The organism is Microbacterium sp. NPDC028030 (genome assembly GCF_040637855.1).
Taxonomy (GTDB): Bacteria; Actinomycetota; Actinomycetes; order Actinomycetales; family Microbacteriaceae; genus Microbacterium.
In genome coordinates, this window is record NZ_JBEZXF010000003.1 from 510,092 (window position 1) to 536,158 (window position 26,067).

Sequence of the window (26,067 nt, forward strand, 5' to 3'; positions counted from 1 at the left end):
AAACCATGCGGCTAGGCTATGGTCATGAACCTCGAGCAACTCCGCGGGTTCGTCGAAGTCGCCCGCCTCGGACACTTCACCCGCGCATCCGAGCACCTGCACCTCGCCCAGCCGTCGCTGAGCCGTCAGATCTCGACGCTGGAGCGTGAGCTCGGCGCGGAGTTGTTCCACCGCGCGCGCGGCCACATCGCGCTCACCGCCGCAGGCGAGACCCTGCTCCCGCGCGCGCAGCGCATGCTCGCCGAAGCCGACGCCATCCGCGACGAGATGGGCGAACTCGCCGGCCTCCGCCGAGGACGCGTACGCCTCGGCGCGCCGCCGACCCTGTGCACGAGCCTGGTCGCCGAAGCGATCAGCGCATTCCACTCGGCTCACCCTGACGTCGACCTGCACCTCACGGAGAGCGGTTCACGCCGGCTCGTCGAAGAGCTCGCCGTCGGTGCGGTCGACATCGCGCTCGTCACCCAGTCCGACGGTCCCACCCCTGCCGGTGTGAGCCTCACGCACATGCCGCTGCTCTCGGAGGAACTCGTCGTCGTCTCGTCGGCGGCCGCTGCACCGGTCACCCACGGGCCGTCGATCAGCCTCGCCCACCTCGCGACCCTTCCGCTGATCGCCTTCGACGAGAGCTACGAGCTGCGCGCCACGATGGATGCCGCGTTCCGCAGCGCCGACCTCACCCCGAGGCTCGCGCTCGAGGGGGCTGAGATGGACGCGGTGCTCCGCTTCGTGGAACGCGGCGTCGGTGTCGCCGTCGTTCCGGCCATGGTGCTCTTCGACCGCCCGCTGCTCAGGTCGGCCCGACTCGCGCACCCGGCGATGTCGCGCACGATCAGCCTGGCGCACCGCTCCGACGTCACACCGGCCGTCGCGGTGGCCGCGATGCGCAGCGTCATCGTCTCGACAGCGGCGGACGTGGCCGAGCGCGACCCCGCCATCACGAGTCTGCTCTGAATCAGGCGGAGAAAGCAGAAACCCCCGCCGCTGATGCGACGGGGGTTTCTGTACTGTCTCAACACAGTGTGCGCCCGAAGGGACTCGAACCCCTAACCTTCTGATCCGTAGTCAGATGCTCTATCCATTGAGCTACGGGCGCCCAGCCCGCTCAGCGGGCCGTGGAACAGCCTACAACAGTCCCGACGGGAAAGCGAAACGGCGCCTCAGTCGCTCGACGCCGCGGCTTTCTGCTGCTTCTTCCGCCGCTTCGCCTTCGCTCTCTGCTCCGAGGAGAGCGCCTGCAGGTCGACGAGCCGCAGCGCCTGCATGCGGGCCTCGCGCATCCGGCCGTAGTCGGGATCTTGATCGGGACGCATGCCCTCGACGCGCAGCCGACGGTCGAGGTTGTGCCGCACGTCCGCCCATGCCGCGTCGCGCGCCTCCTCGACGATCTCGGCGAGCCGATCGCGGTCTTCCATCATCTCCCGCAACCGGACGGCGACCCCGGTGGACTGCTTCGCCCGTCGGCGGAGGTTTCGCACATCGCGATCGCGATAGTCATGCGTGCCCACCGGATCGGAGTGCCGACCCCTCGCGCGCTTGCGCAGTGCGGTGACCGTCGCTGCAGCCTCCTCGGACTCCTCGGCCATCGCCCGGAGCGCCTCCCGCGCATCGTCGATGTACTTGTCCATGTCGAAGACGCCGTCTTCGGCGATCGTGCCGATGAGGATGTGGTTCTTCACGGCGAGGCGCGCGGCAGCGGTCGCGATCGCGACGCCTTCGGCGATGGCATCCGCTGTCCGTCCCACCGGTACCTCCTCTCCTCGAGCGTACCGGTATCACTGGTGCCCGGTGTCGGCCAGAATGGTTCCGGATCAGCATGCCCCGCACATCCGACATCCGCCCGGTTCGACGCCGAATCGGGCACGCGGCAGGAGTCACATGAAACGTCTGGACCTCACCGGCAGCACCACCGTGATCACCGGCGCGGCGAACGGCATGGGGGCCCACATCGCCCGACTGCTGGCCGCGCGGGGAACCCACCTCGCCCTGCTCGATCATGACCGCGCAGCGCTCGACGCCGCCGCCGCCGACCTCGACGGGACGCGGGTCACGACCCATGTCGTCGACCTCCGTGACGACGACGCCGTGTTCGCGACAGCCGACGCGATCAGGGCGGCGCATCCGCAGATCAACGCGCTGATCACGTGCGCCGGATCGTCGATGCTGGGAAGCCTCGATCAGCTCACGATGGAGGAGATGCGGTGGCTCACCGATGTGAATCTGTGGGGAACCGTCTCGATCACCAAGGCGATGCTTCCGGCCTTGCGCGCCGCTCCGGCCGCACACATCACGCATTTCGCGAGCGTCTATGCACTCGCCGCCCCCGCAGGCCGCATCCCCTACGCGATGAGCAAGTTCGCCGTCCGTGGATTCTCCGAGGCCCTCCGGCACGAGCTCGAGGGCACCACGGTCAGTGTCGGCGCGGTCTACCCCGCGGGCGTGCGCACCGGGATCATCCTGCACGGCCGTTACGCCGCGGCGCTCGACCCGGCCATCGCCGCGCGCGCAGCCCAGGCGCAGGCCGCGATGTATCACACGGACCCCGCGGACGCGGCGGCGCTCATCATCCGCGCGACCGAGCGACGCGCCGCGCGCACGATGGTCGGCCGTGAGGCACGCCTGATCGACGCCCTCGTCCGCCTCGCGCCGAGTGCGTACTGGCGCGTCATGCGTCGGCCGTTGAGGGCCGCGATCGATACGACCACACCGGTCGCCTGACGCCCCCTGGTCGCCGTCAGCGCACCGCGCCGACCCAGATGCCCGAGGCCCAGGCCTGCTGGTCGCCGTTGCAGCCGACCGAGCCGGGAAACCCTCTGACCACGGCCATGCAGTTCGCCAGGAACTCCGGATCGGCGCCGAACAGCGACCCGTAGGCCGCCGACGACGTGAGGGCTCCCCACACGCGGAACTGATAGATGTGCGCGAGTTCGTGCGCCATCGCCCAGTTGAGTCGGCCCGAACTCCAGTTCACGATGTCGGCGCGGTACTTGATGTACCCGTTGCTGTTGGCGCACGCCGGGGCGTTTCCTCCCGCGCAGGATGCCGACTCGTACAGCCCTACGCCGCCGCCCCCAACCAGGTCGAGCGCTGCCCGTACGCGTGCATACCCGCCGGGACCACTCGACGACCACGCGGGCCCGCCCGGACCGGAGCTCTGCGCCGCCTGCACGGAGGCGACCTCGGACCCGACCTTGTCGGTCAGCGCGTGCACCGTCGCGGTGGCCGCCTTCACCGTATCGGGGTCGGCCTTCTCGGCCAGCACGGTCTGCTGAGCCGAGAGAGCCGCCGCACGGTGCGCAGCCGTGTCGACCATCCCCTCCGCGCGCTCGAGGGCCGCGGCCAGCGCGGTGATCTCGGCGACGAAGGCCGGCCGGAGGGCGAGCACGGATGCCCGATCCGCGACGTCGGCCTCGGCGCGTTCGACCGATCCCTCGAGGTAGTCGGTGCGCTGTCCCGCCTCGCGGTACTGCAGCGTCAGGAGATCGAGCTGCGCCACCGCCGACGCCCGCTGCTGCTCGAGGTCCTCCGCTCTGGCGAGCATCCCGGCGGAGAGCATGACAGCCGCCGCGACGGTGACGGCCAGGATGCGGCGGCTCACTGGAGGAAGCCCGTCGTGTCGGAGATCTCGGCGTCCTGCTCGGCGAGCTGCGAGCGGAGCGCGGTGAGCTTCTCCGCGAGTTCGAGGTTGTCCCCGCGAGACTCTTCGAGCGCGTGCTCGACGCGCTCGATCTCCGCCTTGACGGCGGCGACGGCCGCAGTGCGTTCCTGATCGGCGACCGCGACGAGCGCGACTCCGCCCAGAAGTAGCAGGCACCCGACCGCGACAGCAAGATTCCGCATCTCGCTCCCCAGGACAGCGCGACAGTTCGGACCGACTCCGATCGCCCCAATATACAGCCGGAGCGGTCGACGTTGTGGTCACCGACGGGTCGGCCCCGTCCGCCGCGTCAGACCAGCAGGTCGCTGCCGTCGGCGAGACGCCGTTCCGCGGCCGACTGGCCGCTCGCCAGGTGTGCCGGGATGATGCGGCGCAACGCATCGGCGTCCCTGGCGGCGAGAGCCTCGAGGATGATGCGGTGCTCCTCGGCCATCATGAGAAGGTCGTCGTGCTGCCCGAAGAGCCAGCGCAACCGTGTGAGGAAGACCGCGATCAACTCCCCCAGCATCTCGTTGCCCGCGATCTCGACGGCGATCTCGTGGAACTCCGCCGCAGCGATCCTCGCGGCCTCCGAGTCGCCGGCGCGCGCGGCCGCGAGTTCACGCTCATAGGCGCCCTGGATCCGGGCGAGACCAGCCGCATCGTGTCGCTCGGCCGCGAAGACGAAGATCAGCGTCTCGATGGCCTCGCGCACCTCGGCGAAGTCCTGGATGTCGCGATGGGTGAACTCGCGCACGACGGCCCAGGTGCGAGGACGAGCCACGACGACGCCCTCGGCCACGAGCGTGCGGATCGCCTCGCGCACCGGGAGGCGGGACACGTTCAGCTCCGCCGCGATGTCTCGCTCGACCAGGCGCGACCCCGGTATGCGGCGACCGAGGACGATATCGTCTCTCAGGATCCGCGTGACCCTGACAGATTCGAGTTCGCCGTTCGTCCCCATAGCCCCCGCCATCTGGGCATTCTTGCATTCCGGGCCGCGTTCCTCAACTTTTGGTATCCCAACCGGCGTCGGTGTGCACGCGCGAGGCGTTGCGGCGAGGAGTCACGCGTCCGACCCTCGCCGCAGCCGCGGATCAGGGAAGACGGTTCGCGCGCGCGACGTTGGCGGTCAACTCCTCGGCGTTCTGCCGCACGACATATGCCGGACGATCGCGCTCGATCCGCCACGACTCGCTCAACGGCCCGACGTTGACGGTGTCGAAGCCGGCCTCGTCGTAGAAGCGCGTCACGAAGGCGACGGCGTCGGCATCGTCTCCCGCCGTGGCGAGCGCGCGCCGGTTCGGTGTGCCGGCCGGCGACCCGTCAGCCGTGATCTCCGACGCGAAGATGTGGTTGAACGCCTTGGCGATCTTCGCCTCCGGGAGAGCACGCTGCACGAGCTCCGACGTCGTGGTCTCGCCCTTGTCGAGGGCCTCGATGCGCCCGTCGCGCTCGAAGTAGTAGTTGTTGGTGTCGAGGACGATCTTGCCGGCGAGCTGCTCGGCAGGAAGCTTGTCGATCGCGTGCAGCGGGACGGTGACGACCGCCACGTCCGCGGCCGCTGCTGCCTCCTCCGCTGTGGCGGCCTTGGCGTGCGGTCCGAGCTCCTCGACGAGGTCGGCGAGCGTCTCCGGGCCCCGTGAGTTCGCGATCACGACGTCGTAGCCGTTCGCCACCGCCACCCGGGCGACCTGGCTGCCGATGTGTCCTGCACCGATGATTCCGAGAGTTGTCATGCTCGTGGCAACGCCCCCGGGCAGCGACTATTCCCGCCATGTCACCGCATGGCGGGTACGGTGCGCCGCGCTCAGCTGCGGCTCAGGGCGTCCTCTGCGGCGACCCAGGCGAGCATGGCGCACTTCACGCGGGCGACGTACTTCGACACCCCTCCGAGCGCGGCCGCGTCGCCCAGCAGCTCCTCGTCGGGCTCGATCTTCCCGCGTGAGCGCATCGCCTCGCGGAAGGCTGCGATGCGGACCTCGAGGTCTTCGACGCTGAGGCCCTCGGCGAGTTCTGCGAGCAGCGACGCCGACGCCTGGGAGATCGCGCACCCGTGTCCCTCCCACGCGATGGCCTCGACGCCGCCATCGTCGCCCCGATGCACCTGCAGTGTGATCTCGTCGCCGCACGTGGGATTCAGCTGGTGCGACTGCGCCGCGATCTCCTCGCGCAGCCCGTAGCCGTGCGGGGTGCGCGAGTGGTCGAGGATCAGCTCCTGATACAGGTTCTGCAGGTCGCTCATGCGCCCCTCCGGAAGAAATCGATCGCTCCGGCGACGCCCTCGATCACGGCATCCACCTCGGCATCCGTCGTGTAGAGATACGTGCTCGCCCTGGTGGACGAGGTCACTCCGAGGCGTCGATGCAGCGGCTGGGCGCAGTGGTGTCCGACGCGCACCGCGATCCCGAGATCGTCGAGGTACTGCCCGACGTCGTGCGAATGGATGCCGGCGATGTCGAAGCTCGCCAGCCCGACGCGCGGCAGATCGATGTCGGCGCCGAGGACCCGGACGCCCTCGATCGCGCTCAGCCCGTCGACCAGTCGGCGACCGAAGGCGGCCTCGTGCGCGGCGATGCGCGGCATCCCCACCGCCGTCAGATAGTCGACGGCAGCGGCGAGCGCGATCGCCTGCGACACCCGCTGCGTGCCTGCCTCGAAGCGCTGCGGCGGCGGGAGGTATTCGGCCTGCGTCGTGGTGACCGTGGTGATCATCGAACCGCCGGTCAGGAACGGGGGCATCGCGGTGAGGACTTCGCGGCGGCCGTAGAGCGCGCCGATGCCGGTCGGACCGAGCATCTTGTGTCCGGACAGGACGGCGAGGTCGACGCCGAGCGCGCGCACATCGAGGGGCAGGTGCGGGGCCGACTGGCAGGCGTCGAGCAGGGTGAGCGCGCCGACCTCGCGGGCGAGTGCCACGAGGTCGTCGACGGGGTTGATCACACCGAGCACGTTGGAGACATGGGTGAAGGCCACGAGCTTGGTGCGTGCAGTGATGAGCTCGGCGGCGATGTCGAGACGGAGTGCTCCGTCGTCGTCGAGCGGGATCACCTTGAGCGCCGCGCCCGTGCGTGCGGCGAGCTCCTGCCACGGGATGAGGTTCGCGTGGTGCTCCATCTCGGTCGTGACGATCTCGTCGCCCTCGCGGAGTCGGAGGCGCTCGGCGGCCGCGCCCCCACGCCCGAGCGACGCGTTCGACAGGGAGTAGGCGACGAGGTTGATCGCCTCGGTGGCGTTCGAGGTCCAGACGATCTCGTCGTCGTCCGCCCCCACGAAACGCGCGACCGTGGCGCGGGCATCCTCGAAGAGCTCCGTCGCCTCGGCGGCGAGGGTGTGGGCGCCGCGGTGCACCGCCGCGTTCAGGGTGCTCGCGAACGTGCGTTCCGCATCGAGGACGGCGAGCGGGCGCTGCGACGTCGCCCCGGAATCGAGGTACGCGAGCGGATGCCCCTGCACCTCGGCGCGGAGGATTGGGAAGTCGTCACGGATGCGCCGGACCTCGTCCTCGCTCAGAGGGGCGATCACGTCGACACCGGAAGAAGTGCTCATCGTTCCAGTTTCCCACCTGCGGAGGATGCCTGGGCCCGGGTGGCCGGCACGCGACCGCGTGAGAGCCCGACGCGCTCCGGTCACATGCGGGCGTACCGGGCCCTCGCGATGCAGAAGACGCCGTAGATCGCGAAGCCGAGGCCGACAGCTCCCAGCACGAGCCCGCCGAGTGGCAGATCCAGCAGGCTGTGCAGCGCGGCGTCCAGTCCCGCCCCCTTCTCGGGGTCCTGCGTCACGGCGGCCACCACGAACAACACCCCCGTCACGGCCACGGCGATGCCCTTCCCGAAGTACCCGATGACTCCCAGGGTCACGATGCCGCCGCGCGCGACTCCGGACGGCAGATCGACGAGCTTCTCGAATCCCCGGGTGAACCCGCCGACGACGAACCCCACTCCGACGCCCACCACCGCGAGCCCGATCACGACGAGCAGAGCCACACCGCCGGGAGCGGCGAGTACGACCGCACTCAGGGTCTTCGACGCCTCCTCCGAGTCGGCACGACCACCCACCGCGTAGATGATCGCCATGCCCGCGACGACGAGGTAGGCGAGGGCGATGCCGAAGAGTTTGATCCGCTTCCCCCACTTCTTGGTCTCCGCGGGGTCTGCGGCGAGGAAGGCGCTCGCGATCTGCCACACGGCGAGCGCCAGCAGCCCGGTACCGATCAGCAGGAGCAGGAGACCGCCGATGGGATTCTGCCTGATTTGCTCCATCGCACCGTCCTGATCCGCGTCACCGGAGGCGCCGGCCGCGATCGAGATGGCGATCGATCCGATGATGACGTGGATGAGTCCGAGGACGACGAACCCGGCCCGGGCGATCCGACGGAAGGCCGAGGATCTCTTGGCGACCCGCGCCGCATGCTTCACCGTGCTCATCGATGAAGCGTATCCAGCGCAGCGCGCATCTGCGGAGGGGCTTGATTTTCGGTCTTCAGACGGTCAGTCGCGCGGGCGCCACGGGCTGCCTCAGGATGGTGCGGAGTCTGGCCGGGTCGGCGCGGCGGAGGTCGCTCAGGTAGATCTCATGGTGCCGCCCCCGCATCTGCAGACCGTTGTCGGGGATGAAGCGGTTGTGCAGCTCGTCGAGCACAGGTCCTTCGTCGTCGAACGGCCCGACGTGCAGGGTCTGCACGCACCGGCCCTCGTCGAGCGTCTCGAGCCGGACGGAATCCAGAGCGGGCAGCGGCTCCTTCTTCTTCGCGGCCTTCTGCGACACCGCGGCGACCGCATCGTCGAACATCGACGGGGTGATGTGGTCGCCGATCATGATCATCATGGTCCACAGCCAGGCCGACTTGTCTCGGGCCGTGGTGAAGGACGCCATGTCGGGCGCGTGCCAGAGCCCCTCGAGCGGCATCACGACCGTATCGATGCCCAGCTCCTTCCGGCTCGCGAACTTGAGCGTGTAGGCGAGGGGGAACAGCGCGGACACCGCGTCGGCGTAGGCGGGAGCGGTGTTGGGGTCGCCGGCGCCGTCGACCATCAGGTACTGCATCGGCGGCACCTCGACCACGCGGAACTCGCCGCGCTTCGCCCGATACGCGTCGAGCGTCTTCTTCGGATCGGTCGCCGCCATGGTCCCTCCTCGGATCGTGCGCCCAGTGTGGCACACGGGTCAGACACCGCTCCGGACGGGCGGACCCCACCCGGACCGGTGCCCGACGAACCGGTCCCCGACCTCACGCCTGCTCGACCGGCAACCAGAGCTCGCAGGAGGCGAAGTCCCCCGAGAACTCCAGGTAGCGCACGATCGAGGGACCGGGACGCAGCCGCCACGGGTTCGACGGGAACCACTCGGTCGCAGTGGCGGCCCAGAGGCTCTGCAGCGTCTCGGGGAACGGGCCGCGCGCGGCGAAGACGGCCCAGGCGCCGTCATCGAGCCGGAGCACGTCGAGGTCATCCGGAACCGCGGTCGTCGCCTTCAGGGCGACGCCGTGCAGATACGTGAGCGTGGCGCCCTCGGGCGCGTCCGGCTCGACGTCGGCGGTGACGGCCAGGATCCCCGAGGGCTCGGCGTCGCCGAGAGCCTTGAGGCGCGCGTGCTCCTCGGGCGGGATCGCGGCGATGTGCGCCTGGATGTGCGGGTTGACCCCCTCGTGGATCAGGGGGACCTCCGCGGCATGGCCGACGAGGGTGAACGCGGGGTGGTGGGTGATGGTGACATCCATCGGGGTGCTCCCTTCGACGCTCAGGCGGAACCGGAGCGTGGGTTGTGTTCGGAGAGGGCCCCCTTCTCGGCGCGCATCGGCCGGTCCGATCCCGTGCACGGCACGGAAAGCACGTCCGAACGCCTCGACCGAGCCGTACCCATGGCGCACGGCCACGTCGAGAAGGCTCGGCGCACCCGCCGCCAGCTCCGCACCCGCGAGCGTCATCCGCCGACGTCGCACGTACTCGGACAGCGGCATCCCCGCCAGTGCCGAGAACATCCGGCGCAGGTGGTACTCGGTGGTGCCGTGCTCGCGCGCGAACGCGGCGACATCGATCTCATCGACGCCGACGGCTTCCACCTGGTCGACCAGGGCGTTGAGCGTACCGATCATGGGGTCCTCCTTTCCCCACCATCGTCGCCGTGCGTCGGCCGGGGCCACCCGACTTCTCCGGTCGGATGCGATCAGCTCGCGTCCGCCGTCAGTGCGAGGTCACAGCTCGACGGGCGGTGCGGGCTCCGTCTCGGCCACCTCGGGGTGCCTGGCGAGGTTCACGATCGCGGCGATCAGTCCGCCCCACACCGTGACCATGGCGATGATCATCATGACGATCGCTGTGGTGGTCATGATTCTGCTCCCTTCGTCGCGGGGGCGACCGGGATCGCCGATGTCTCCGCATCCGGCTCGTACTGCTCCTGGTCGAGGAACTCGTCGTATTCGGGGTCGTCCTTCGCGTGGGAACGCCCGCTCCACGGCAGCGCCGAGAGGACGAGAGCGAGCACGACGAGGGCGACAACCATGCCCCAGCCGAAGATCGCGAGGAACCACGCCGGGTATCCGCTGTACGGCTCGGAGATCTTCGCGATGAGCTCGCTGACGAAGAGGTAACCGAGCACGAGAGGGGCCAGGACGCCGACGAGGAGTTTCCAGATGGTGCCGACCCGGAAGCTGGAGCGACGGTCGAGGTGCTCCACCAGCACCGGGAGCTTGTGCAGCAACCAGGCCACGACGATGACGGCCACCAGCGCCACCGCCATGATGCCGAACGCGTTGACGAACGCGTCGGCCGTGTCGAGCACGGTCAGGGCCGTGGTGGTGGAGAACAGCGCCAGGGAGACGAGCGCAAGCGGGATCGACACCGTGAGCGTGGTGCGAACGCGCGCCCACCCGAGCTTGTCCTGCAGGGCGGCCACGATCACCTCGAGGATCGAGATCAGCGACGTGATGCCGGCGAACACCAGAGCACCGAAGAACAGCACGCCGATGATCGAGCCGCCCGTCGCCTGCGAGACGATCGTCGGGAAGGCGACGAACGCCAGGCCGATCCCCGACGTCGCCACCCCTGCGACCTCGGTCCCCTGAGCCTGGGCCATGAAACCCAACGCGGCGAAGACGCCGATGCCGGCGAGGATCTCGAAGCCGGAGTTCGCGAATGCCACCACGAGTCCGGAGCCGGTGAGGTCGGTCTTGCGCTTGAGATACGAGGAGTAGGTCACCATGATTCCGAAGGCGACCGACAGCGAGAAGAAGATGTGGCCGTAGGCGGACGCCCAGACTCCGGGGTCGGCCAGGGCCTCCCAGTTCGGCGTGAAGAACGCGTTCAGCCCGTCCATCGCCCCCGGCAGGAACAGCGACTGCACCACGAGGATCGCGAACATCACCGTGAGCAGCGGCATGAGGATCATGTTCGCCGTGCCGATGCCGCGCTTGACGCCGAGCGCCATGATCACGATCACGATCAGCCAGACCGCCACGAGAGGAAGACCCACCTGCGGCACGAACTGCGTGGACACACCGACCTCAGCGACGTCGGCCGACTGCAGGAAGTCGCCGAAGAAGAAGGCGTCCTCGTTGCCGGGGCCCCAGGTCAGCTGTGCCGAGAACCAGGTGTACATGGCCGCCCAGGCGACGATCACCGCGTAGTACACCGCGATCACGACGCAGATGAGCACCTGCCACCACCCGAGGGGCTCGGCGGCACGGTGCATGCGACGGAAGGCCAGCGGCGCAGAACCGCGGAACCGGTGTCCGATCGCATAGTCGAAGAAGAGCAGCGGGATGCCGGCGGTCAGCAGCGCGCACAGGTACGGGATCAGGAAAGCCCCGCCGCCGCCCTCGTAGGCGACATACGGGAAGCGCCAGATGTTCCCGAGGCCGACCGCGGATCCGATCGCCGAGAGGATGAAGACGTTCCGCGAGCCGAAGGCCTCGCGTCTGGGGGTCTGCGTCGTTGACGTGGCCATGCGGGCGAGACTACTAGAGCCCGACCGGATCTCGTTTCACACTCTGCGTTCAGAGTTTGTGAACAGCGGTCACATATTGTCGAATGATCGGGGGAAAACTGGGGAGATCGATTCGACATGAAGGTTAGGGACCTGCTCATCGGCGTCCCCCGCGAACTTCCGAGGCTCCAGGACGAGGAGAATCCCTTCCTGCACGCCGACGCCCTGATCGGCGCACAGATCACACGGGTCATCGTCGACGTGCTCGGTGGTGCCGTCGGTGTGCTCCTCGAGCTGCGACAGTCGACGCGCCTGCGCGGGAACACCGCCCTGCTGCGCGTGACCGGTGTCGCCCAGCAGAACTGGATCTGCGCACGGACGGCGAACGAGTTCACCGCATGGTCGATCACCGCTGCGATCGTGCACCAGCACGAGAAGGAGGTGCAGTTCGTGGCCGACTGCCTCCCCGTCGGGACCCTTCGCATCGTCGGCTCCGCGGCCGACTTCACCCTGCTCGATGCCGCGGCGCTCCCGACCGCTCCGCCCGACTACCGCGCCGACCCGCGAGCGCTGATCCGGTTCGGGATCGCCGACGAGTCGACGGAGGTCGAGCTGATCGGCGTCGCCCGCTCGGAGGGCGCCCGCCCGCCCGCGTCACCCGGATCGTGACGGATGCGCCGCCACGCGCCTGAGCGCGGACTCCAGGTGCGGCGCGAATCGTCCCGGATTCTCGGCATGCGGAAAGTGGCCGAGCTCCGGCATCTCGGCGAAGGACGCGTTCGGGATCGCTGCGGCGAGCGCGCGTGACGCCTCTGGCGGCACACTCGTGTCGTAGCTGCCGCTGAGCACGGCGATGTGCGGACTCGCAGAGGTGAGGAGGGCGGCCACTTCTTCGAAGCGCCATTGCTGATACGAGTCGATGTCTGCGGCGTACAGTCCGTGCCCGCCGGACGAGTACCCCCACCAGACCCTCGTGCGGAACGACGACGGCGATGCGGGATTCATCAACCCGTAGGTCCACTCGGGCACGAAGACCGAGGCATCGATGTCGGCGGCTCTGAGCTCCGCGACAGCGCGATTGCCGACCCCGTGCCCGACCTGACAGGCCACGGCTCCGGCGAAACGGTCCTGATGCGTCGCGAGCGCATGCACCACAGCCGCTCCGGCCATCGATGCGCCGACGAGTGTGGGGCACGGCAGCTCCAGCGCATCGGCGACCGCGACGATGAAGTCCGTGTAGCGAGCCGGCGTGAGCGTCCATGACCCGGCGGGGTCGCCGAAGATCGGACTCGATCGGCCGTGCCACGGAAGATCGACCGTGATCAGCTCGTAGCGGTCGGTGACGTCCGTCTCGGTGATGAGTCCGTGCCATTGCGACGTGTCGCTTCCGGCGGTCGCGAGGGCCAGCAGCTGCGGACCGGAACCGCACCTCTCGACGTAGACGTCGGCGGTGCCGAGTGCCGAATGCACGCGATGGTAGGTGCCGACCGCGGAGAGCGGGCGGCGTGGCACGACGGCGTCGATCGCCTCCTCGTGCCGTGCGGCCTCGATCACCGCGCGCACGACGTGCAGGTGTCGCAGATACTCCCGCTCGTCGCCCTCGACGACCATGCTCCCGGTCCGGACGAGGTGGAGGGGACTCTGCCATCCGGGCGCCGGATGCTCGGCGAGGACGAGGTCCCACACCTCGTCCGTCGCGCGCAGCACGAACCGTGGCTCCCGGTCTCCTTCTCCGCCCTCCGTCCGCCGTATGCGGCCGTCGGAGACGGACAACACCACTGACCAGCTGCTCCCCTGGATCGAGAGGACGGTGTCGACCCCGCGGAGGAGCGCACCGACGTGCGGGTCGGCGACCGCCTGATCCCACCGGTCGCTCATCGCCATCGACCGATCGTCGCCGCGAGTCCGCTCAGCACACCACCCACCGGGCGGTGCCTGTCGAGTTCGCCCGCATCGTGACCGCTGATCAGGTGGGCGGCCGAGCGGCAGCGCAGCTCCTCCAGCACCTCGAACGACAGCGGCAGGTCGGCCATGGACTGGAACAGCTTGTCGCCCTCCAGCTCTTCGTGGAAGTGCATCGCATCGCTCGCGAGGATCACCAGCCCCTCGCTCGTGTGCACTTCGACGATCGCCTGGCCGGGCGTGTGTCCTCCCACCGCGGTCACGCGCACGCCGGGCGCGACGTCGACCTGCTCACGGAAGACCCGGAGTCGACCGTCGGCGTCGGCGGACGCCATCGCCTCGCCGGCGGACGCATCGCCGAAATGCGCGAACAGGGTCTTATCGGCCATCGACCCCGTCCAGAACCCCACCTCGGCCTGCGAGATGTGGATCGGCGATCGCGGGAACGCGGTCAGGTTGCCGATGTGGTCGTAGTGCGCATGGGTGATCACCACGGGATGACCCGCCGCCGGGTCGATGTCGAGCGCACGGAGGGCGTCGACCGGATCGACGAGCACCTCGCGCCCTCGTCTTCTGCCTTCCGTGCCCGAATACCCGGTGTCGACGATCACCACATCGTCGCCGCTGCGAAGGACCCAGAAGAAGTAGTCGAGACGGAAGGGAGCATCCTGCTCCCCGTAGAACGAGTAGTTCATGAAGGCGTCCGACCGGGTGGTGCTGCGCGTTCCGTGCTTGACGATCACGACCTGCCACTCGCGGGTCTCGCTCTGCATCTCCGGCATCCTGATCCTCCGAGACTCGTCGGCGGGCCGGGCTACTCGCCCGAGCCGCCCTGATGGACCTCGACGCTGGGCTCGATGCCGTCGGCACCCACGACCTCGCGCCAGGCCTCGAACCCGGTCTGGAAGGCGACGATGCCCGCTTCGGGAAGAGCGATCTCGATCGCCTCCAGGATCTCGGTCGGTGTCAGGCCCAGGTCGAGCGCGACCCGGATGTGCGATTGGATATGCCCTTTGGACGCCCGCATCACCGTGAGCGAGACGATGAAGATCAGCTCCTTCGTCCTGCGATCGAGCGTGCGCTGGTCGAGGTAGGCCGCAGACACCATGTGGTTGGCGGCCTGGAGCACAGGGAAGTCCTGCTTCGCCATGATCTTGTGGTAGTCGAGGACGTATCCGCGCTTCGCTGCCATGTCGTCGATGTACGCCTGGGGGTCGAGGGATGCGGGGGAATCGCTCACTTCGATGTCTCCTTCTCTGTGGGGTCGTGCGGGGTCGTGCCGAGTCCGTACAGCCGACCGATCTCGGTATGATCCGGGGCGTCGCCGAGGCGGCCGCGTGAACCGCGCAACGTCTCGAAGACGGTGTCGACGACCGGCGTCTCGAGTCCGTCTGCGATGCCCATCGCGATCGACATGTCCTTGAGCATGAGGTCGTAGGCGAAGCCGCTGTCGAACGAGCCGGTGAGGATGTACCGGGGGAACTTCAGTTCGGTGGCCTGGCTGCGTCCCGTCGCCTCGTTGAGCACCGCGGTCATGGTGCCGGGGTCGATCCCGAAGCGCTCCGCGATCGAGAGCGCCTCGCTGGCCACCGCGATGTTGCTCGCACTGACGAGATTGTTCAGCGCTTTCGCGGCGTCTCCGGCGCCGGCCGGGCCGACGTGCAGGATCGAGGCCCCCAGCACGTCGAGGTGCGGCATCGCCCGCTCGACGGCCGCCGTCGTCCCGCCGACCATGATCGCCAGCTCGCCCGACACCGCCTTGGGCACGCCGCCGGAGACAGGGGCGTCGACGTAGTCGATGCCCCGACGAGCTGCCTCCGCTGCCAGCGCGCGCGTGCTGTCCGGTTCGCTCGAGCCCATGTCGATCACGATCGAACCCCGCGCGAGCGTCGTCAGCAGTCCCTCCGCTCCGAGGAGGATGCTCTCGACGTGTCTGCTGGTCGGGAGCATCAGGATGACGACTCCGACATCGGCGGGGAGGTTGTCGAGCGCATCCACGGCCACGGCGCCGGCGGAGCGCACGACCTCCGCGACCGCCTCGCCGGACACGTCGAAGACCGCCGTGGGGTGGACGCGCGCATGTCTGATGGCCATGGGGGCTCCCATGTGGCCGAGACCGATGAACAGTGTGGTCGACATCCGTCGCCTTTCCCTCGAGTCCGCGCGTGCTCAGTCGAAGACGACGGAGCGCTGCGGACGTGTGTCGACGCGGAGCTCGAAGACATCCGGTCGTGAGTAGTGCCCCACCGCGTCGAAATCGAGGTGGGAGCGGGTCTTGTCGCCCTGGTCGATGTCGGCGTAGAGGATCGTCTCCTCGTCGAAGACCGGTCCGGCGAGGATCTCCCCGGACGGTGCGACGATCATGCTCCCGCCGCGCATCACCGTGTCGCCGTGCGGCGGTTCCGCGTCGAACGGATGGTCCGCCGGGAACGCGTCCTTGGTGATGAACTGGCACGCCGAGAGCACGTGCGTGCGTCCTTCGATGGCGACGTGCATCATGGTCGCCGCCCAGGTCGGGCGGTCATCGGCCGTCGGAACGCAGTAGAGCTCGACGCCCTTCGCGTACATCGCCTGCCGCAGCAGCGGCATGTAGTTCTCCCAGCAGATGACGGTGCCGATGCGGCCCGCCGGCGAATCGACCGTGTCGAGCGTCGATCCGTCGCCGAAGCCCCAGATCAGTCGTTCGGCCCCCGTGGGCATGAGCTTGCGGTGGAGACCGGCGACGCCGCTGCTCGGGTCGATCATGACCGCGGTGCAGAAAAGCGTATTGCCGAGGCGTTCGATGATGCCGATGACCACGAACACCCCGTGCTCTCGTGCGGCGTCGCAGAGCTGCGCGATCTCCGGACCATCGACGCCGACGGCGCCCTCGGCATACCGCCGATACTGATCCCGTCCCTGCTCGGTCCTGATGCCGACCGGCGACCCGAAGGTGCTGCCCTTGGGATAGCCCCCGATGAACGCCTCGGGGAAGACCACCACCCGGGCGCCGCCCTGAGCCGCCTCGGCGAGCAGCTTCACCGCTTTGCCGGTCGACGCCGCGGCGTCGAAGGGGATCGCCGCTGCCTGCACCACCGCGACTCTGCGCGTATCCGTCATCGTCTTCTCCTCCGTCTGCCTTGCCTCCGACATGCCCGAGCGCTCAGCCACGGGAGATGTCGATGCCCTTGGTCTCCTTGAGCGTGGGCAGGAGGATCCCGAGGGCGAGCACGGCGACGGCGATCACGTAGAAGGCCGGCGAGATGAGGATGCCGGTGCCGGCGACCAGCGCCGCCGCGATGAGCGGACCCGGTCCTGCGAGGACGGCATAGGCGACGTTGTAGCCGATCGCCGAGCCGGTGGCGCGGATCGACGCGGGGAAGACCTCGACGAGAAGGACGTTGTTCACGACCGCCGTGCACGCCACGAAGAGGGCGAACGGGACCATCGCGATGCCGGCGAGCCAGGGATTCGCCGTGCTCATCAGCCAGAACGCCGGGACGCTCCACACCACCAGACCGATGAGTCCGGTGAAGAGGACGGGACGCCGTCCGATGCGGTCGACGACGACGCCGACGAGCGGGTTGAACGCCACGTAGATCGCCATCACGATTCCGCACACCACGAGCGCGTCGACACGGGGCATCCCCACCGGTCCGGAGAGGAAGTTGTTCATGTACGTGATGAGGTAGTAGAGGCTCACTCCGAAGACACCCGAGAAGGCGAGCGTCATCACGAAGGCCTTCACCTTCGCCGATGCGGCGGTGTGCTCGATCGTGTTCGCCGCGCGCTTGCGCTCGACCTCCTCGAACACCGGCGTGTCGACGAGCTTCCGGCGGATGTAGATCGCGATCACGGCCATGAGCAGCGAGCCGATGAACGGGATGCGCCAGCCCCACGAGTTGAGGGCGTCTTCCGGGATCGCGACCGTGAGGGTCGCCGCGGTGACGGTGCCGACGAGGAACGCGAGCCCGGCCGTTCCGGTGACGACGCTCGCGTAGATGGCGCGCTTCTTCGTCGGCGCGCTCTCCCCGATGTAGGCGGCCGCGCTGGTCCACTCGCTCCCGGCGAACCCACCCTGCAGCAGCCGCAGGACGACGATGATGATCGGGGCTGCGATGCCGATCGTCTCGAACGACGGGGTCAGTCCGATCAGTGTGGTGACGATGCCCATGCCGAGGACGGTGATGATCAGCACGCTCCGCCTGCCGAGCTTGTCGCCGAGCGGACCGAGGATGAGAGCGCCGAAGGGCCGGGAGACGAAACCGACCGCGAAGACCGCGAGCGCCGAGAGCATCTCCGCCGTGGCGTTGCCCGAGGGGAAGAACTGGGCGCCGATGATGGCGGCGAAGTAGCCGTAGATGGCGAAGTCGAACCACTCCATGAAGTTGCCGATGCCGACGGCCGTCATGCGGCGGGTGCGGTCGGAGCGGGTCAGTGCGGTCGTCGCGGTGATCGGATGCTCGGCTGCAGCCGAGGCTGCTCTGTCGGTGGCGGTGTCGTCCATGGCGTGATCTCCCTTGGTCACATGAAGTCTCATCCCCCAATCTGCGGTGCGTATCGACAACAGTCAAACCGATGTTTATCATGGGCAGTATCAACAGAATCGATTTACACCAGGTGGACCTCAACCTGCTCGTCGTGTTCCAGGCCCTCATGCAGGAGGGCAGCGTCACCCGGGCGGGCTACAAGCTGAGCCTGTCGCAGAGCGCCGTGAGCGCCGCGCTCGGCCGACTCAGGAAGCTCTTCGACGACCCGCTGTTCGAGCGGTCCCGCGCGGGAATGACCCCGACGCCGAAGGCTCTTTCCCTGTCGTTGAGCATCGGTCCGAGCCTCAGCACGATCGCCGCGGTCATCCTCGACGACGTCGAGTTCGAGCCGTGGCAGAGCGCGCGCACGTTCCACCTCGCGATGTCGGACGACATCGAGATGCTGTTCGGGCCCTGGGTCGCGCGACAGAAGCTCGACCACAACTGGAGCGTGAACTTCGCCATCCATCAGACGAATAGTCATCTGTGGCGCGAGACGCTCGACGACCCGCTCATCGATGTCGTGCTCACCACGACCCCCGCGCACATGGCCGCCGACTTCCGGGCCGAGCCCATGTTCTCCGGCGACTACCGCTGTGTGCACAACCCGCGGCTCCTGAACCTCTCGAACCCGCTCACGACCCGGGAGTACATCGAGACGCGTCACCTTCGCGTGTCCTACGACCTGCAACGCGGCTGGGTCGACGAGGTGCTCGCCGCCATGGGCCACCAGCGGAACACCCTGTGCACGATCAGTCACTTCAGCGGCATCGGGCCGATCCTCCTCGACCTTCCCGTCATCGCGACCATTCCCGAGCACGTCGCTGTGCGCGTGGGCGAGATGTTCGACCTCCGCGTCTCGCCCGTTCCCCTGCAGATGCCGCGGTTCACGATCTCCGCGCTCTGGCGCACGGAGGTCGACGGCCTGATCGAGAACCAGTGGATCCGCCAGCTGTGCAACACGTTCGTGCAGGTGCAGGGACTCTAGACCAGGGCGTCGTCCAGCCGTCGCAGCCCGTCGAAGCGGCCGTCGAACTCGTCGGCCGGGGTCGGGGCATCGCCCACGGGGCGTCGCACGTACGCCGTCCGCATCCCCACCGCCTGCGCTCCGCGCAGATCCCAGGCGTGGGCCGCGACCATGAGCACGCGGGTCGGATCGCCGCCTGCCGCCTCCACGGCGAGGGCGTAGACCTCGGGAGCCGGCTTGTAGGCTCGGGCCTCGTCGGCCGACAGGGCTCGATGCCACGACAGCCCGGTATGCGTGCTCAACCCGCGCAGGGTCTCGGGCGACGCGTTCGACAGTCCGAAGACGGAGAATCGGTTCGCGAGACGCGCGACACCCTCGACCGCGTCGTCCCACGGCGGCAGACGCTGGGATGCGGTGGCGAGCCGCTGGATGACCGCCGGATCCTCGACCCCCGCGGCTTCACCCACCCGCACGGCTGCTTCGTGATCGAGCGTCACGGTGTCGACGTACTCGCGCTCACCCCGCGCGATGCGCCTCTGCTCGCGTTCGACATGCCCACGCCAGACGCCGAGCAATGCGTCGGAGTCATGCCCAGGCCCCACGGCGTCGACGATCGACGCACGGATTCCTCGCGGTTCGTCGACGAGAGTGCCGAGCACGTCGAAGACGACGGTGGTGATGTACCGGATCATCCTTCGAGTCTGCCGTGGACGGCGACCGCCGGGGTCTTCTCGAAGAAGAAAGTGCGGAGACGAGGGGATTTGAACCCCTGGTCCCCGTGAGGGGACTCCACCTTAGCAGGGTGGTGCACTCGGCCGGACTATGCGACGTCTCCAGGCATCCGACCCGAAAGCACGGATGCACCAGGCAATCATAACGGGTATGTGGAGCGGACACGAACCGCGCCCCCGCCCCGCCTCCCGAACACTCCCTCGCAGGCTGGGATACTGACCGCAGATCGCGGCGCTCGACCCACGGATGCGAAGGAGACGCCATGACCGGAATGCCGTCGGCGCAGGGCGGGGTGGAGGCGAGCCCGTCCGAGCGACTGTGGAGCAGGCGCGCCATCGGGTACGCGATCGTGCTCGCCCTGCTGATCGCCTCGTACGGTCTGTGCGCGCTGCAACCGAGCACGGATCCGAGCCCCTGGGCCTTCCTCTTCATGCTGGCGACGGTCGCGGTGGTCTTCTACGTCACCGGGGCGAGCCCTCTCGCTCAGCGCGTGTCGTGGGTGGTCCTCTCCGTCGCGGGTGCGGCGGCGATCGTGGCGGCTGCGCTCGGAGCCGACGGCCCTCTGCTGGCCGTCCCGCTGTCGGCGGCGTCGATGGTCGCGCTGCTCGTCGCGCCCTGGGTGATCATCGCGCACCAGGTCACGCGGCGCGGACTCGACCTCGAGGCGCTGCTCGCCGCGATCACCGCGTACATCCTCGTCGGCATGTTCTTCGCGTTCGTCTACAACCTGATGTCGCAGATCTCACCGACTCCCCTGTTCGGTGAAGACAGCCCCGAGTCGCTGGGCAACCAGCTCTTCTTCTCCTTCACCGCGCTCACGACGACCGGGTACGGCAACCTCGTGCCAGCGGGCCCCGGGGGCCAGGCCGTCGCGGTGGCCGAGGCCATCACTGGCCAGCTGTTCCTCATCACCGCCGTCGCCCGCATCATGCGCGGCGCGAGCGCGAGACGCAGCACTCCGCCGGTCGCGTGAGCGGCACGGCGCGACGGCAGTCGGATCGGGAAGGATGAGGGGCATGACGACCGTCTCCGCGCCGCGCATCGAACACCACCGCGAGCCGCTGGGCATCGGCGAAGCCCGACCCCGCGTGAGCTGGACGCTCGGCGATGCCCCGGCGGGATGGCAGCAGCGCGCATACGCGATCACCCTCACCCGCCCCGCGGGTGACGAGACCGTGGAGGTGGTGTCCTCCGAGCAGGTGCTGGTGCCCTGGCCGGGCCGCGCGCTCGATTCGCGCGAACGTATCGGCGTCCGCGTCGCGGTGCAGGGCATCGACGGCATGTGGTCGGCGTCGAGTCCGCAGACCTGGCTGGAGACGGGACTGCTGCACGCGGCGGACTGGTCGGCCAGGCCGGTCGGACTCGACCTCGACGAAGACCCGGAGAGCGACGCCCGTCGAGCCACTCTGGTGCGCTCGACCTTCCGCGTCGACGGCCCCGTCGCCCATGCACGGCTCTACGCCACGGCACACGGGCTCTATGAAGCCGAGATCAACGGGGTGCGCGTCGGCTCCGACACCCTCTCCCCCGGATGGACGGTGTATCGCGAGCGCCTGCGGTACTACACCTACGACGTGACGGCGCTGCTCGGCGAGGGCGACAACGCGATCGGCGCCTGGCTCGGCGACGGCTGGTATCGCGGTCGCCTGGGGTGGCGCGGCGGACACCGCAACGTCTTCGGCTCCGACCTCTCGTTCCTCGGACAGCTGGAGATCACGTACGCCGACGGCCGCCGTGAGACGGTCGCCACAGACGACACCTGGAGGGCCGCGCTCTCCCCGATCCTCCGCTCCGGCATCTACGACGGCGAGGACTACGACGCACGGCAGGAGCTGCCCGGCTGGTCGACCGCGCCCTTCGACGACACCGCCTGGCTGCCGGTCTCGGTCCGCGATCGCGATCCGCACACCCTCGTCGCCCCGACCGGACCGCCGGTACGCGTGACGGAAGAGATCGCGCCGGTCGCCGTGCTCACCTCACCCCGTGGCGCACGCATCCTCGACTTCGGACAGAACCTCGTCGGCCGCGTCCGCATCCGCGTCACCGGGCAGCGCGGGACGACGGTCACGCTGCGCACGGCAGAAGTCCTCCAGGAGGGTGAGCTGTACACGCGCCCCCTGCGCAGCGCCCGCTCCAGCGATGCCTACACGCTCGCCGGCCACCCCGACGGCGAGGAATGGGAGCCGCGGTTCACCTTCCACGGCTTCCGCTACGCCGAGGTCGACGGCTGGCCAGGTGACCTCGATGCGGACGCCGCAGCGGGTGCCCTCACCGCGCGCGTGCTGCACACCGACCTCGAGCGCACGGGGTGGTTCGCGTGCTCCGACCCGCTCGTCGAACAGTTGCACCGCAACGTCGTCTGGGGGATGCGCGGCAACTTCGTCGACATCCCCACGGACTGCCCGCAACGGGACGAGCGCGTGGGCTGGACGGGCGACATCCAGGTCTTCGGCCCCACGGCGTCGACGCTGTTCGACGTCTCGGGAATGCTCTCCGGCTGGCTCAGAGACGTCGCAGCGGAGCAGCTTCCCGACGGAACCGTGCCGTGGTTCGTCCCGGTGATCCCGTCGCACAAGGTCTGGTCGCCGATCCGCCCCGGTGCGGCATGGGGCGACGTCGCGACGCTGCTGCCCTGGACCCTGTACCAGCGCTTCGGCGACGAGGGCGTCGTGGCAGCGCAGTTCGACAGCGCGCGCCGCTGGGTCGACCGCATCGACGCCGCTGCGGGTCCCGATCACCTATGGGACGAGGGCTTCCAACTCGGCGACTGGCTCGATCCCGCCGCGCCCCCGCAGGACCCGGCCGATGCCCGCACCGATCGCTACCTCGTGGCCACGGCCTACTTCGCGCGGTCCGCCCGCGTCGTCGCCGACATGGCCGTCGTGCTCGGCCGCACCGCCGACGCCGAGCGCTACGACATCCTGGCCGCCGAGGTGGCGGCCGCCTTCCGCGCCGCCCATGTGAACCCCGACGGCACGATGTCTTCGGACGCCCAGACCGCGTACGCGCTCGCGATCGTGTTCGACCTCCTCGCCGACGAGACGCAGCGGGCGGCCGCGGGCGAGCGTCTCGCCGACCTCGTGCACGCCGCCGGCAACCGCATCGCGACCGGCTTCGTCGGCACTCCCCTCGTGTGCGACGCCCTCACCCTGACCGGCCACACCGCCGCGGCATACGCGCTGCTGCAGGAGCAGGGCTGTCCGTCGTGGCTCTACCAGGTGGTCCACGGCGCGACCACGATCTGGGAGCGCTGGGACGCGCTGCTTCCCGACGGAACCGTCAATCCGGGCACCATGACCTCGTTCAACCACTACGCGCTCGGCGCGGTCGCGGATTGGATGCATCGCCGGCTCGCCGGGATCGCCCCCGCGGCCCCTGGCTACCGCCGCATCCGGTTCGCCCCGCGTCCTGGCGGAGGACTCACCCACGCCGCGGCGGTGCAGCTCACCCCCTACGGGGAGGCCTCGATCTCCTGGCGCATCGAGCAGGACGCGCTTCTCGTCGATCTCGTCGTCCCGGTCGGCACGACCGCAGAACTCGACGTCCCCGGCCTGGGGATCGAAGAACTCGGACACGGCGCGCACTCCCGAGCGGTTCGCATATGACGACCGCGACCGCGGGTCAGCCAGTCGTGGACCGACGCACGACGAGTTCGGGACGGAAGCGCACGCGGCGCTCGTAGTCGCCGTCCGGATCGCTGATCGTCCGCAGCAGCAGTTCCACGGCGGTTCGACCGATCAGCTGCGCCGGCTGCCGGACCGAGGTCAAGGGGACGACCGTTGCCGTGGCGAAGTCGATGTCGTCGTAGCCGACGAGGGCGATGTCTTCCGGCACCCGCACCGTGCGGAGCATGGTCAGCGCCTGCAGCAGTCCCACCGCGAGCAGGTCGTTCGCGGCGAAGACCGCATCGGGGCGCTCGACGTCGGCACGTGCGGCGATCTCCTCGCCGGCCGCTCTGCCGTGCAGCACCGTGAGCGCCGGCATCCCGACCACCTCGAGCGTCGCGCGCGGTTCCTCGGCGACCGCACGCCGAGCGCCGCGCAGTCGGTTGGCGACCTGCGCGATCGACGAGGGTCCGCCCACGAAGGCGATGCGACGTCGCCCCTGCTGCAGCAGATGCCGCACGGCGAGGAAGCCGCCCTCGACATCGTCGACCGACACTGAGCAGAAGGCCGATCCAGGAACCTCGTGGTCGACGAGCACGACCGGGATGCCCGCTGCCTGCAGGCGCGACAGCTTCTCGACGTCGCCGGATGCCGGGGTGATGAGCACGCCGTTCACCCGCTGCTCGCGGAACAGGTCGAGATAGTTGTCCTCCCTCGACGGGTCCTCGTCGCTGTTGCCGAGCAGTACCGCGAGCGAACCCTCATCCGCACGTGCCTCGGCGCCGCGTGCCACATCGGCGAAGAACGGGTTGCCGGCGTCGGGCACGACCAACCCGATGCTGCGACTGCGGCCTGCGCGCAGCTGGCGCGCCGCGTCGTTACGCACGAATCCGAGCTCCGCGATGACCGCCTGCACCCGCGCGACGGTCGCCGGCGCGACCTTGTCCGGGTGGTTCAGCACATTCGACACCGTGCCGACCGCCACCCCCGCTGCCGCTGCGACGTCGCGCACGCTCACTGCCACTGCTGCTCCTCGTCGCTGTCGACGGCACGATCCTGCCGGCCGGATGCGGATCTCGGCGTGTGCGTCACGGCCGCATCCGCCTTCCCCCGCTGCGGTTCGACAGTAGCCCATGCCCGGCCGGCGGCCCCGCTTGACGCGTCGAGGACCGTCGGCTTACGATGAGCGTTGAAACGATTCATGTACTTCGTCACGATCGGCAGAGGAGCCCCATGACGCGTATCGGCTTCCGCCTCCAGGTGCGGCCCGAGCTGCTCGACGAATACCTCGCGAGACACGCGCCGGTGTGGCCGGAGATGCTCGCCGAGATCGCCAGAGCGGGACGCCGGAACTACACGCTGTTCCTCGGCGACGGCGGGACGCTCATCGGCTACTACGAGACCGATGACGACGCGGCCGCCCAGGCGTACCTCGCCGCCTCACCCGTCGCCGCCCGGTGGGAGTCCGAGATGAGTCGCTTCTTCGCCGACCTCGAGGGGCGCCCCGACCAGGCGGCCACGGCCCTCACCGAGGTGTTCCACCTGGAAGACCAGCTCGCCGCCGCCGGCATGACACCGACCCCCGCAACCGACAACGAAAGCAGTGCACCGTGAGCATCCTCTCGCCCGACAACCTGGCCGCCCTCGAACAGCAGGGCATCGAACTCCCCAGCTGGGCGTTCGGCAACTCCGGCACCCGCTTCAAGGTGTTCGGCACTCCCGGCACCCCGCGCGATCCGTACGAGAAGATCGCCGACGCCGCGCAGGTCAACGCGTACACGGCGCTCGCTCCCTCCGTGGCCCTGCACATCCCGTGGGACCTCGTCGACTCGTACGACGATCTGCGCAAGCACGCCGAAGACCTCGGGGTCACGCTCGGCACCATCAACTCCAACACGTTCCAGGACGACGACTACAAGTTCGGCGCCCTCACGCACGAAGACGCCGCCATCCGCCAGAAGGCGATCGACCACCACCTCGCCTGCATCGACGTGATGGATGCGACGGGCAGCCGCGACCTGAAGATCTGGCTCGCCGAAGGCTCGAACTACCCGGGCCAGGCCGACCTGCGCGGTCGCCAGGACCGGCTGCAGGAGTCGCTCCAGAAGATCTACGCGCGCCTCGGCGACGACCAGCGTCTCGTGCTCGAGTACAAGTTCTTCGAGCCGGCGTTCTATCACACCGACGTCCCCGACTGGGGCACCTCGTACGCCCAGGTGAGCTCTCTCGGCGACAAGGCGATGGTCTGCCTCGACACGGGCCACCACGCGCCCGGCACGAACATCGAGTTCATCGTCATGCAGCTGCTGCGTCTCGGAAAGCTCGGCTCGTTCGACTTCAACTCGCGCTTCTACGCCGACGACGACCTCATCGTGGGCGCCGCCGACCCCTTCCAGCTGTTCCGGATCCTCTTCGAGGTCATCCGCGGCGGCGGTCTGAACAACCCCGACGTGGCCTTCATGCTCGACCAGTGCCACAACGTCGAGGACAAGATCCCCGGCCAGATCCGCTCGGTGCTGAACGTGCAGGAGATGACCGCCCGCGCGCTGCTCGTCGACCGCGACGCCCTCACCGCCGCACAGAAGTCCGGAGACGTGCTCGCTGCGAACGCCGTCTTCATGGACGCCTTCTACACCGACGTCCGCCCCGCCCTGGCCGAATGGCGTGAGAGCCGCGGCCTCGCCGCCGACCCGATGGCCGCATACGCCGCGTCCGGCTACCAGCACAAGATCGCCGCCGAGCGCGTCGGCGGCGTGCAGGCGGGCTGGGGCGCCTGACGGCTCCCGCTCC

At 69.0% G+C, this 26,067-nt stretch carries 28 protein-coding genes and 2 tRNA genes; 8 read left to right on the forward strand and 22 right to left on the reverse strand.

Features of this window, described 5'->3' with window-relative positions; genetic code table 11:
• Window positions 1–24: 24 nt before the first annotated feature.
• On the forward strand, window positions 25–954 hold the full coding sequence (locus tag AB0E56_RS16940; protein WP_359800959.1) for a LysR family transcriptional regulator: 930 nt from the start codon (window positions 25–27) through the stop codon (window positions 952–954).
• A 69-nt stretch (window positions 955–1,023) separates the two neighbouring features.
• Here AB0E56_RS16940 and AB0E56_RS16945 read toward each other — a convergent pair.
• A tRNA-Arg gene (locus AB0E56_RS16945) sits at window positions 1,024–1,096 on the reverse strand.
• Window positions 1,097–1,160: 64 nt separating this feature from the next.
• On the reverse strand, window positions 1,161–1,745 hold the full coding sequence (locus AB0E56_RS16950; protein ID WP_359800962.1) for an asparagine synthase: 585 nt from the start codon (window positions 1,743–1,745) through the stop codon (window positions 1,161–1,163).
• 133 nt (window positions 1,746–1,878) lie between these two features.
• Between AB0E56_RS16950 and AB0E56_RS16955 the strand changes: the two genes are divergently transcribed.
• Complete coding sequence (locus AB0E56_RS16955) at window positions 1,879–2,718, forward strand: SDR family oxidoreductase (RefSeq protein ID WP_359800964.1); 840 nt, start codon at window positions 1,879–1,881, stop codon at window positions 2,716–2,718.
• A gap of 16 nt (window positions 2,719–2,734) precedes the next feature.
• On the opposite strand, the gene AB0E56_RS16960 is transcribed toward AB0E56_RS16955, so the two are convergent.
• The 11 genes from AB0E56_RS16960 to AB0E56_RS17010 form a co-directional block, all read right to left on the reverse strand.
• A complete protein-coding gene (locus tag AB0E56_RS16960; RefSeq protein ID WP_359800967.1) occupies window positions 2,735–3,598 on the reverse strand; it encodes a hypothetical protein in 864 nt (287 codons plus the stop codon).
• The gene (locus AB0E56_RS16965; RefSeq protein ID WP_359800969.1) at window positions 3,595–3,840 is read right to left on the reverse strand and encodes a hypothetical protein; all 246 of its coding nucleotides are present in this window, start codon (window positions 3,838–3,840) and stop codon (window positions 3,595–3,597) included. Before AB0E56_RS16965 ends, AB0E56_RS16960 begins: the two co-directional genes overlap by 4 nt.
• A gap of 107 nt (window positions 3,841–3,947) precedes the next feature.
• On the reverse strand, window positions 3,948–4,613 hold the full coding sequence (locus tag AB0E56_RS16970) for a GntR family transcriptional regulator (protein ID WP_359800971.1): 666 nt from the start codon (window positions 4,611–4,613) through the stop codon (window positions 3,948–3,950).
• Window positions 4,614–4,734: 121 nt separating this feature from the next.
• Window positions 4,735–5,376 carry an NAD(P)-binding domain-containing protein gene (locus tag AB0E56_RS16975; RefSeq protein WP_359800973.1) on the reverse strand — a complete coding sequence of 214 codons (642 nt, stop codon included), beginning with the start codon at window positions 5,374–5,376 and terminating at the stop codon, window positions 4,735–4,737.
• Window positions 5,377–5,447: 71 nt separating this feature from the next.
• Window positions 5,448–5,882, reverse strand: coding sequence for a Fe-S cluster assembly sulfur transfer protein SufU (gene sufU / locus AB0E56_RS16980; RefSeq protein ID WP_359800976.1), 435 nt, complete (start codon window positions 5,880–5,882; stop codon window positions 5,448–5,450).
• Window positions 5,879–7,186, reverse strand: coding sequence for a SufS family cysteine desulfurase (locus AB0E56_RS16985; RefSeq protein WP_359800977.1), 1,308 nt, complete (start codon window positions 7,184–7,186; stop codon window positions 5,879–5,881). The genes sufU and AB0E56_RS16985 overlap by 4 nt, the downstream gene beginning before the upstream one ends.
• An 80-nt stretch (window positions 7,187–7,266) precedes the next feature.
• A complete protein-coding gene (locus tag AB0E56_RS16990; protein ID WP_359800979.1) occupies window positions 7,267–8,067 on the reverse strand; it encodes a DUF1206 domain-containing protein in 801 nt (266 codons plus the stop codon).
• Between the two features lie 55 nt (window positions 8,068–8,122).
• Window positions 8,123–8,767, reverse strand: a complete 645-nt coding sequence (locus AB0E56_RS16995) for a GyrI-like domain-containing protein (protein WP_359800981.1) — start codon at window positions 8,765–8,767, stop codon at window positions 8,123–8,125.
• A gap of 103 nt (window positions 8,768–8,870) precedes the next feature.
• Window positions 8,871–9,734, reverse strand: a complete 864-nt coding sequence (locus AB0E56_RS17000) for an AraC family transcriptional regulator (RefSeq protein ID WP_359800983.1) — start codon at window positions 9,732–9,734, stop codon at window positions 8,871–8,873.
• Between the two features lie 99 nt (window positions 9,735–9,833).
• Window positions 9,834–9,968: a methionine/alanine import family NSS transporter small subunit gene (locus tag AB0E56_RS17005; RefSeq protein ID WP_359800985.1), complete on the reverse strand. Its 135-nt coding sequence runs from the start codon at window positions 9,966–9,968 to the stop codon at window positions 9,834–9,836.
• Window positions 9,965–11,584 carry a sodium-dependent transporter gene (locus tag AB0E56_RS17010; protein WP_359800987.1) on the reverse strand — a complete coding sequence of 540 codons (1,620 nt, stop codon included), beginning with the start codon at window positions 11,582–11,584 and terminating at the stop codon, window positions 9,965–9,967. The genes AB0E56_RS17005 and AB0E56_RS17010 overlap by 4 nt, the downstream gene beginning before the upstream one ends.
• Window positions 11,585–11,701: 117 nt before the next feature.
• On the opposite strand from AB0E56_RS17010, the gene AB0E56_RS17015 reads away from it, so the two are divergent.
• Window positions 11,702–12,232: a hypothetical protein gene (locus tag AB0E56_RS17015; protein ID WP_359800990.1), complete on the forward strand. Its 531-nt coding sequence runs from the start codon at window positions 11,702–11,704 to the stop codon at window positions 12,230–12,232.
• On the opposite strand, the gene AB0E56_RS17020 is transcribed toward AB0E56_RS17015, so the two are convergent.
• The 6 genes from AB0E56_RS17020 to AB0E56_RS17045 are packed head-to-tail and all read right to left on the reverse strand — an operon-like array spanning window position 12,218 to window position 17,951.
• Complete coding sequence (locus AB0E56_RS17020; RefSeq protein WP_359800992.1) at window positions 12,218–13,447, reverse strand: alpha/beta hydrolase; 1,230 nt, start codon at window positions 13,445–13,447, stop codon at window positions 12,218–12,220. The two genes, AB0E56_RS17015 and AB0E56_RS17020, sit on opposite strands and share 15 nt — an antisense overlap.
• Window positions 13,438–14,247, reverse strand: coding sequence for an N-acyl homoserine lactonase family protein (locus AB0E56_RS17025; RefSeq protein ID WP_359800993.1), 810 nt, complete (start codon window positions 14,245–14,247; stop codon window positions 13,438–13,440). Before AB0E56_RS17025 ends, AB0E56_RS17020 begins: the two co-directional genes overlap by 10 nt.
• A gap of 32 nt (window positions 14,248–14,279) precedes the next feature.
• Window positions 14,280–14,705, reverse strand: a complete 426-nt coding sequence (locus tag AB0E56_RS17030) for a carboxymuconolactone decarboxylase family protein (RefSeq protein ID WP_359800994.1) — start codon at window positions 14,703–14,705, stop codon at window positions 14,280–14,282.
• A complete protein-coding gene (locus AB0E56_RS17035; RefSeq protein ID WP_359800995.1) occupies window positions 14,702–15,604 on the reverse strand; it encodes an NAD(P)-dependent oxidoreductase in 903 nt (300 codons plus the stop codon). The genes AB0E56_RS17030 and AB0E56_RS17035 overlap by 4 nt, the downstream gene beginning before the upstream one ends.
• A 30-nt stretch (window positions 15,605–15,634) precedes the next feature.
• Entirely contained in the window at window positions 15,635–16,564 is a 930-nt protein-coding gene (locus AB0E56_RS17040) for a carbon-nitrogen hydrolase family protein (RefSeq protein ID WP_359800997.1), read from the reverse strand.
• Window positions 16,565–16,607: 43 nt separating this feature from the next.
• On the reverse strand, window positions 16,608–17,951 hold the full coding sequence (locus AB0E56_RS17045; protein WP_359800999.1) for an MFS transporter: 1,344 nt from the start codon (window positions 17,949–17,951) through the stop codon (window positions 16,608–16,610).
• 113 nt (window positions 17,952–18,064) lie between these two features.
• Here AB0E56_RS17045 and AB0E56_RS17050 point away from each other — a divergent pair, with 113 nt between their 5' ends.
• Window positions 18,065–18,961, forward strand: coding sequence for a LysR family transcriptional regulator (locus tag AB0E56_RS17050; protein WP_359801001.1), 897 nt, complete (start codon window positions 18,065–18,067; stop codon window positions 18,959–18,961).
• On the opposite strand, the gene AB0E56_RS17055 is transcribed toward AB0E56_RS17050, so the two are convergent.
• Both AB0E56_RS17055 and AB0E56_RS17060 read right to left on the reverse strand, forming a co-directional pair.
• Window positions 18,958–19,632: a haloacid dehalogenase type II gene (locus AB0E56_RS17055; RefSeq protein ID WP_359801002.1), complete on the reverse strand. Its 675-nt coding sequence runs from the start codon at window positions 19,630–19,632 to the stop codon at window positions 18,958–18,960. The two genes, AB0E56_RS17050 and AB0E56_RS17055, sit on opposite strands and share 4 nt — an antisense overlap.
• A gap of 54 nt (window positions 19,633–19,686) precedes the next feature.
• Window positions 19,687–19,775, reverse strand: a tRNA-Ser gene (locus AB0E56_RS17060).
• 159 nt (window positions 19,776–19,934) lie between these two features.
• On the opposite strand from AB0E56_RS17060, the gene AB0E56_RS17065 reads away from it, so the two are divergent.
• Both AB0E56_RS17065 and AB0E56_RS17070 read left to right on the forward strand, forming a co-directional pair.
• The gene (locus AB0E56_RS17065; RefSeq protein WP_359801003.1) at window positions 19,935–20,645 is read left to right on the forward strand and encodes a potassium channel family protein; all 711 of its coding nucleotides are present in this window, start codon (window positions 19,935–19,937) and stop codon (window positions 20,643–20,645) included.
• 43 nt (window positions 20,646–20,688) lie between these two features.
• The gene (locus AB0E56_RS17070; protein ID WP_359801005.1) at window positions 20,689–23,277 is read left to right on the forward strand and encodes a family 78 glycoside hydrolase catalytic domain; all 2,589 of its coding nucleotides are present in this window, start codon (window positions 20,689–20,691) and stop codon (window positions 23,275–23,277) included.
• Between the two features lie 16 nt (window positions 23,278–23,293).
• Here the strand turns inward: AB0E56_RS17070 and AB0E56_RS17075 are convergent, their stop codons facing one another.
• Window positions 23,294–24,301: a LacI family DNA-binding transcriptional regulator gene (locus tag AB0E56_RS17075; protein ID WP_359801007.1), complete on the reverse strand. Its 1,008-nt coding sequence runs from the start codon at window positions 24,299–24,301 to the stop codon at window positions 23,294–23,296.
• Window positions 24,302–24,510: 209 nt separating this feature from the next.
• On the opposite strand from AB0E56_RS17075, the gene AB0E56_RS17080 reads away from it, so the two are divergent.
• Both AB0E56_RS17080 and rhaI read left to right on the forward strand, forming a co-directional pair.
• On the forward strand, window positions 24,511–24,891 hold the full coding sequence (locus tag AB0E56_RS17080) for an L-rhamnose mutarotase (protein WP_359801009.1): 381 nt from the start codon (window positions 24,511–24,513) through the stop codon (window positions 24,889–24,891).
• On the forward strand, window positions 24,888–26,054 hold the full coding sequence (gene rhaI, locus AB0E56_RS17085; protein WP_359801011.1) for an L-rhamnose isomerase: 1,167 nt from the start codon (window positions 24,888–24,890) through the stop codon (window positions 26,052–26,054). The genes AB0E56_RS17080 and rhaI overlap by 4 nt, the downstream gene beginning before the upstream one ends.
• Window positions 26,055–26,067 lie beyond the last annotated feature (13 nt).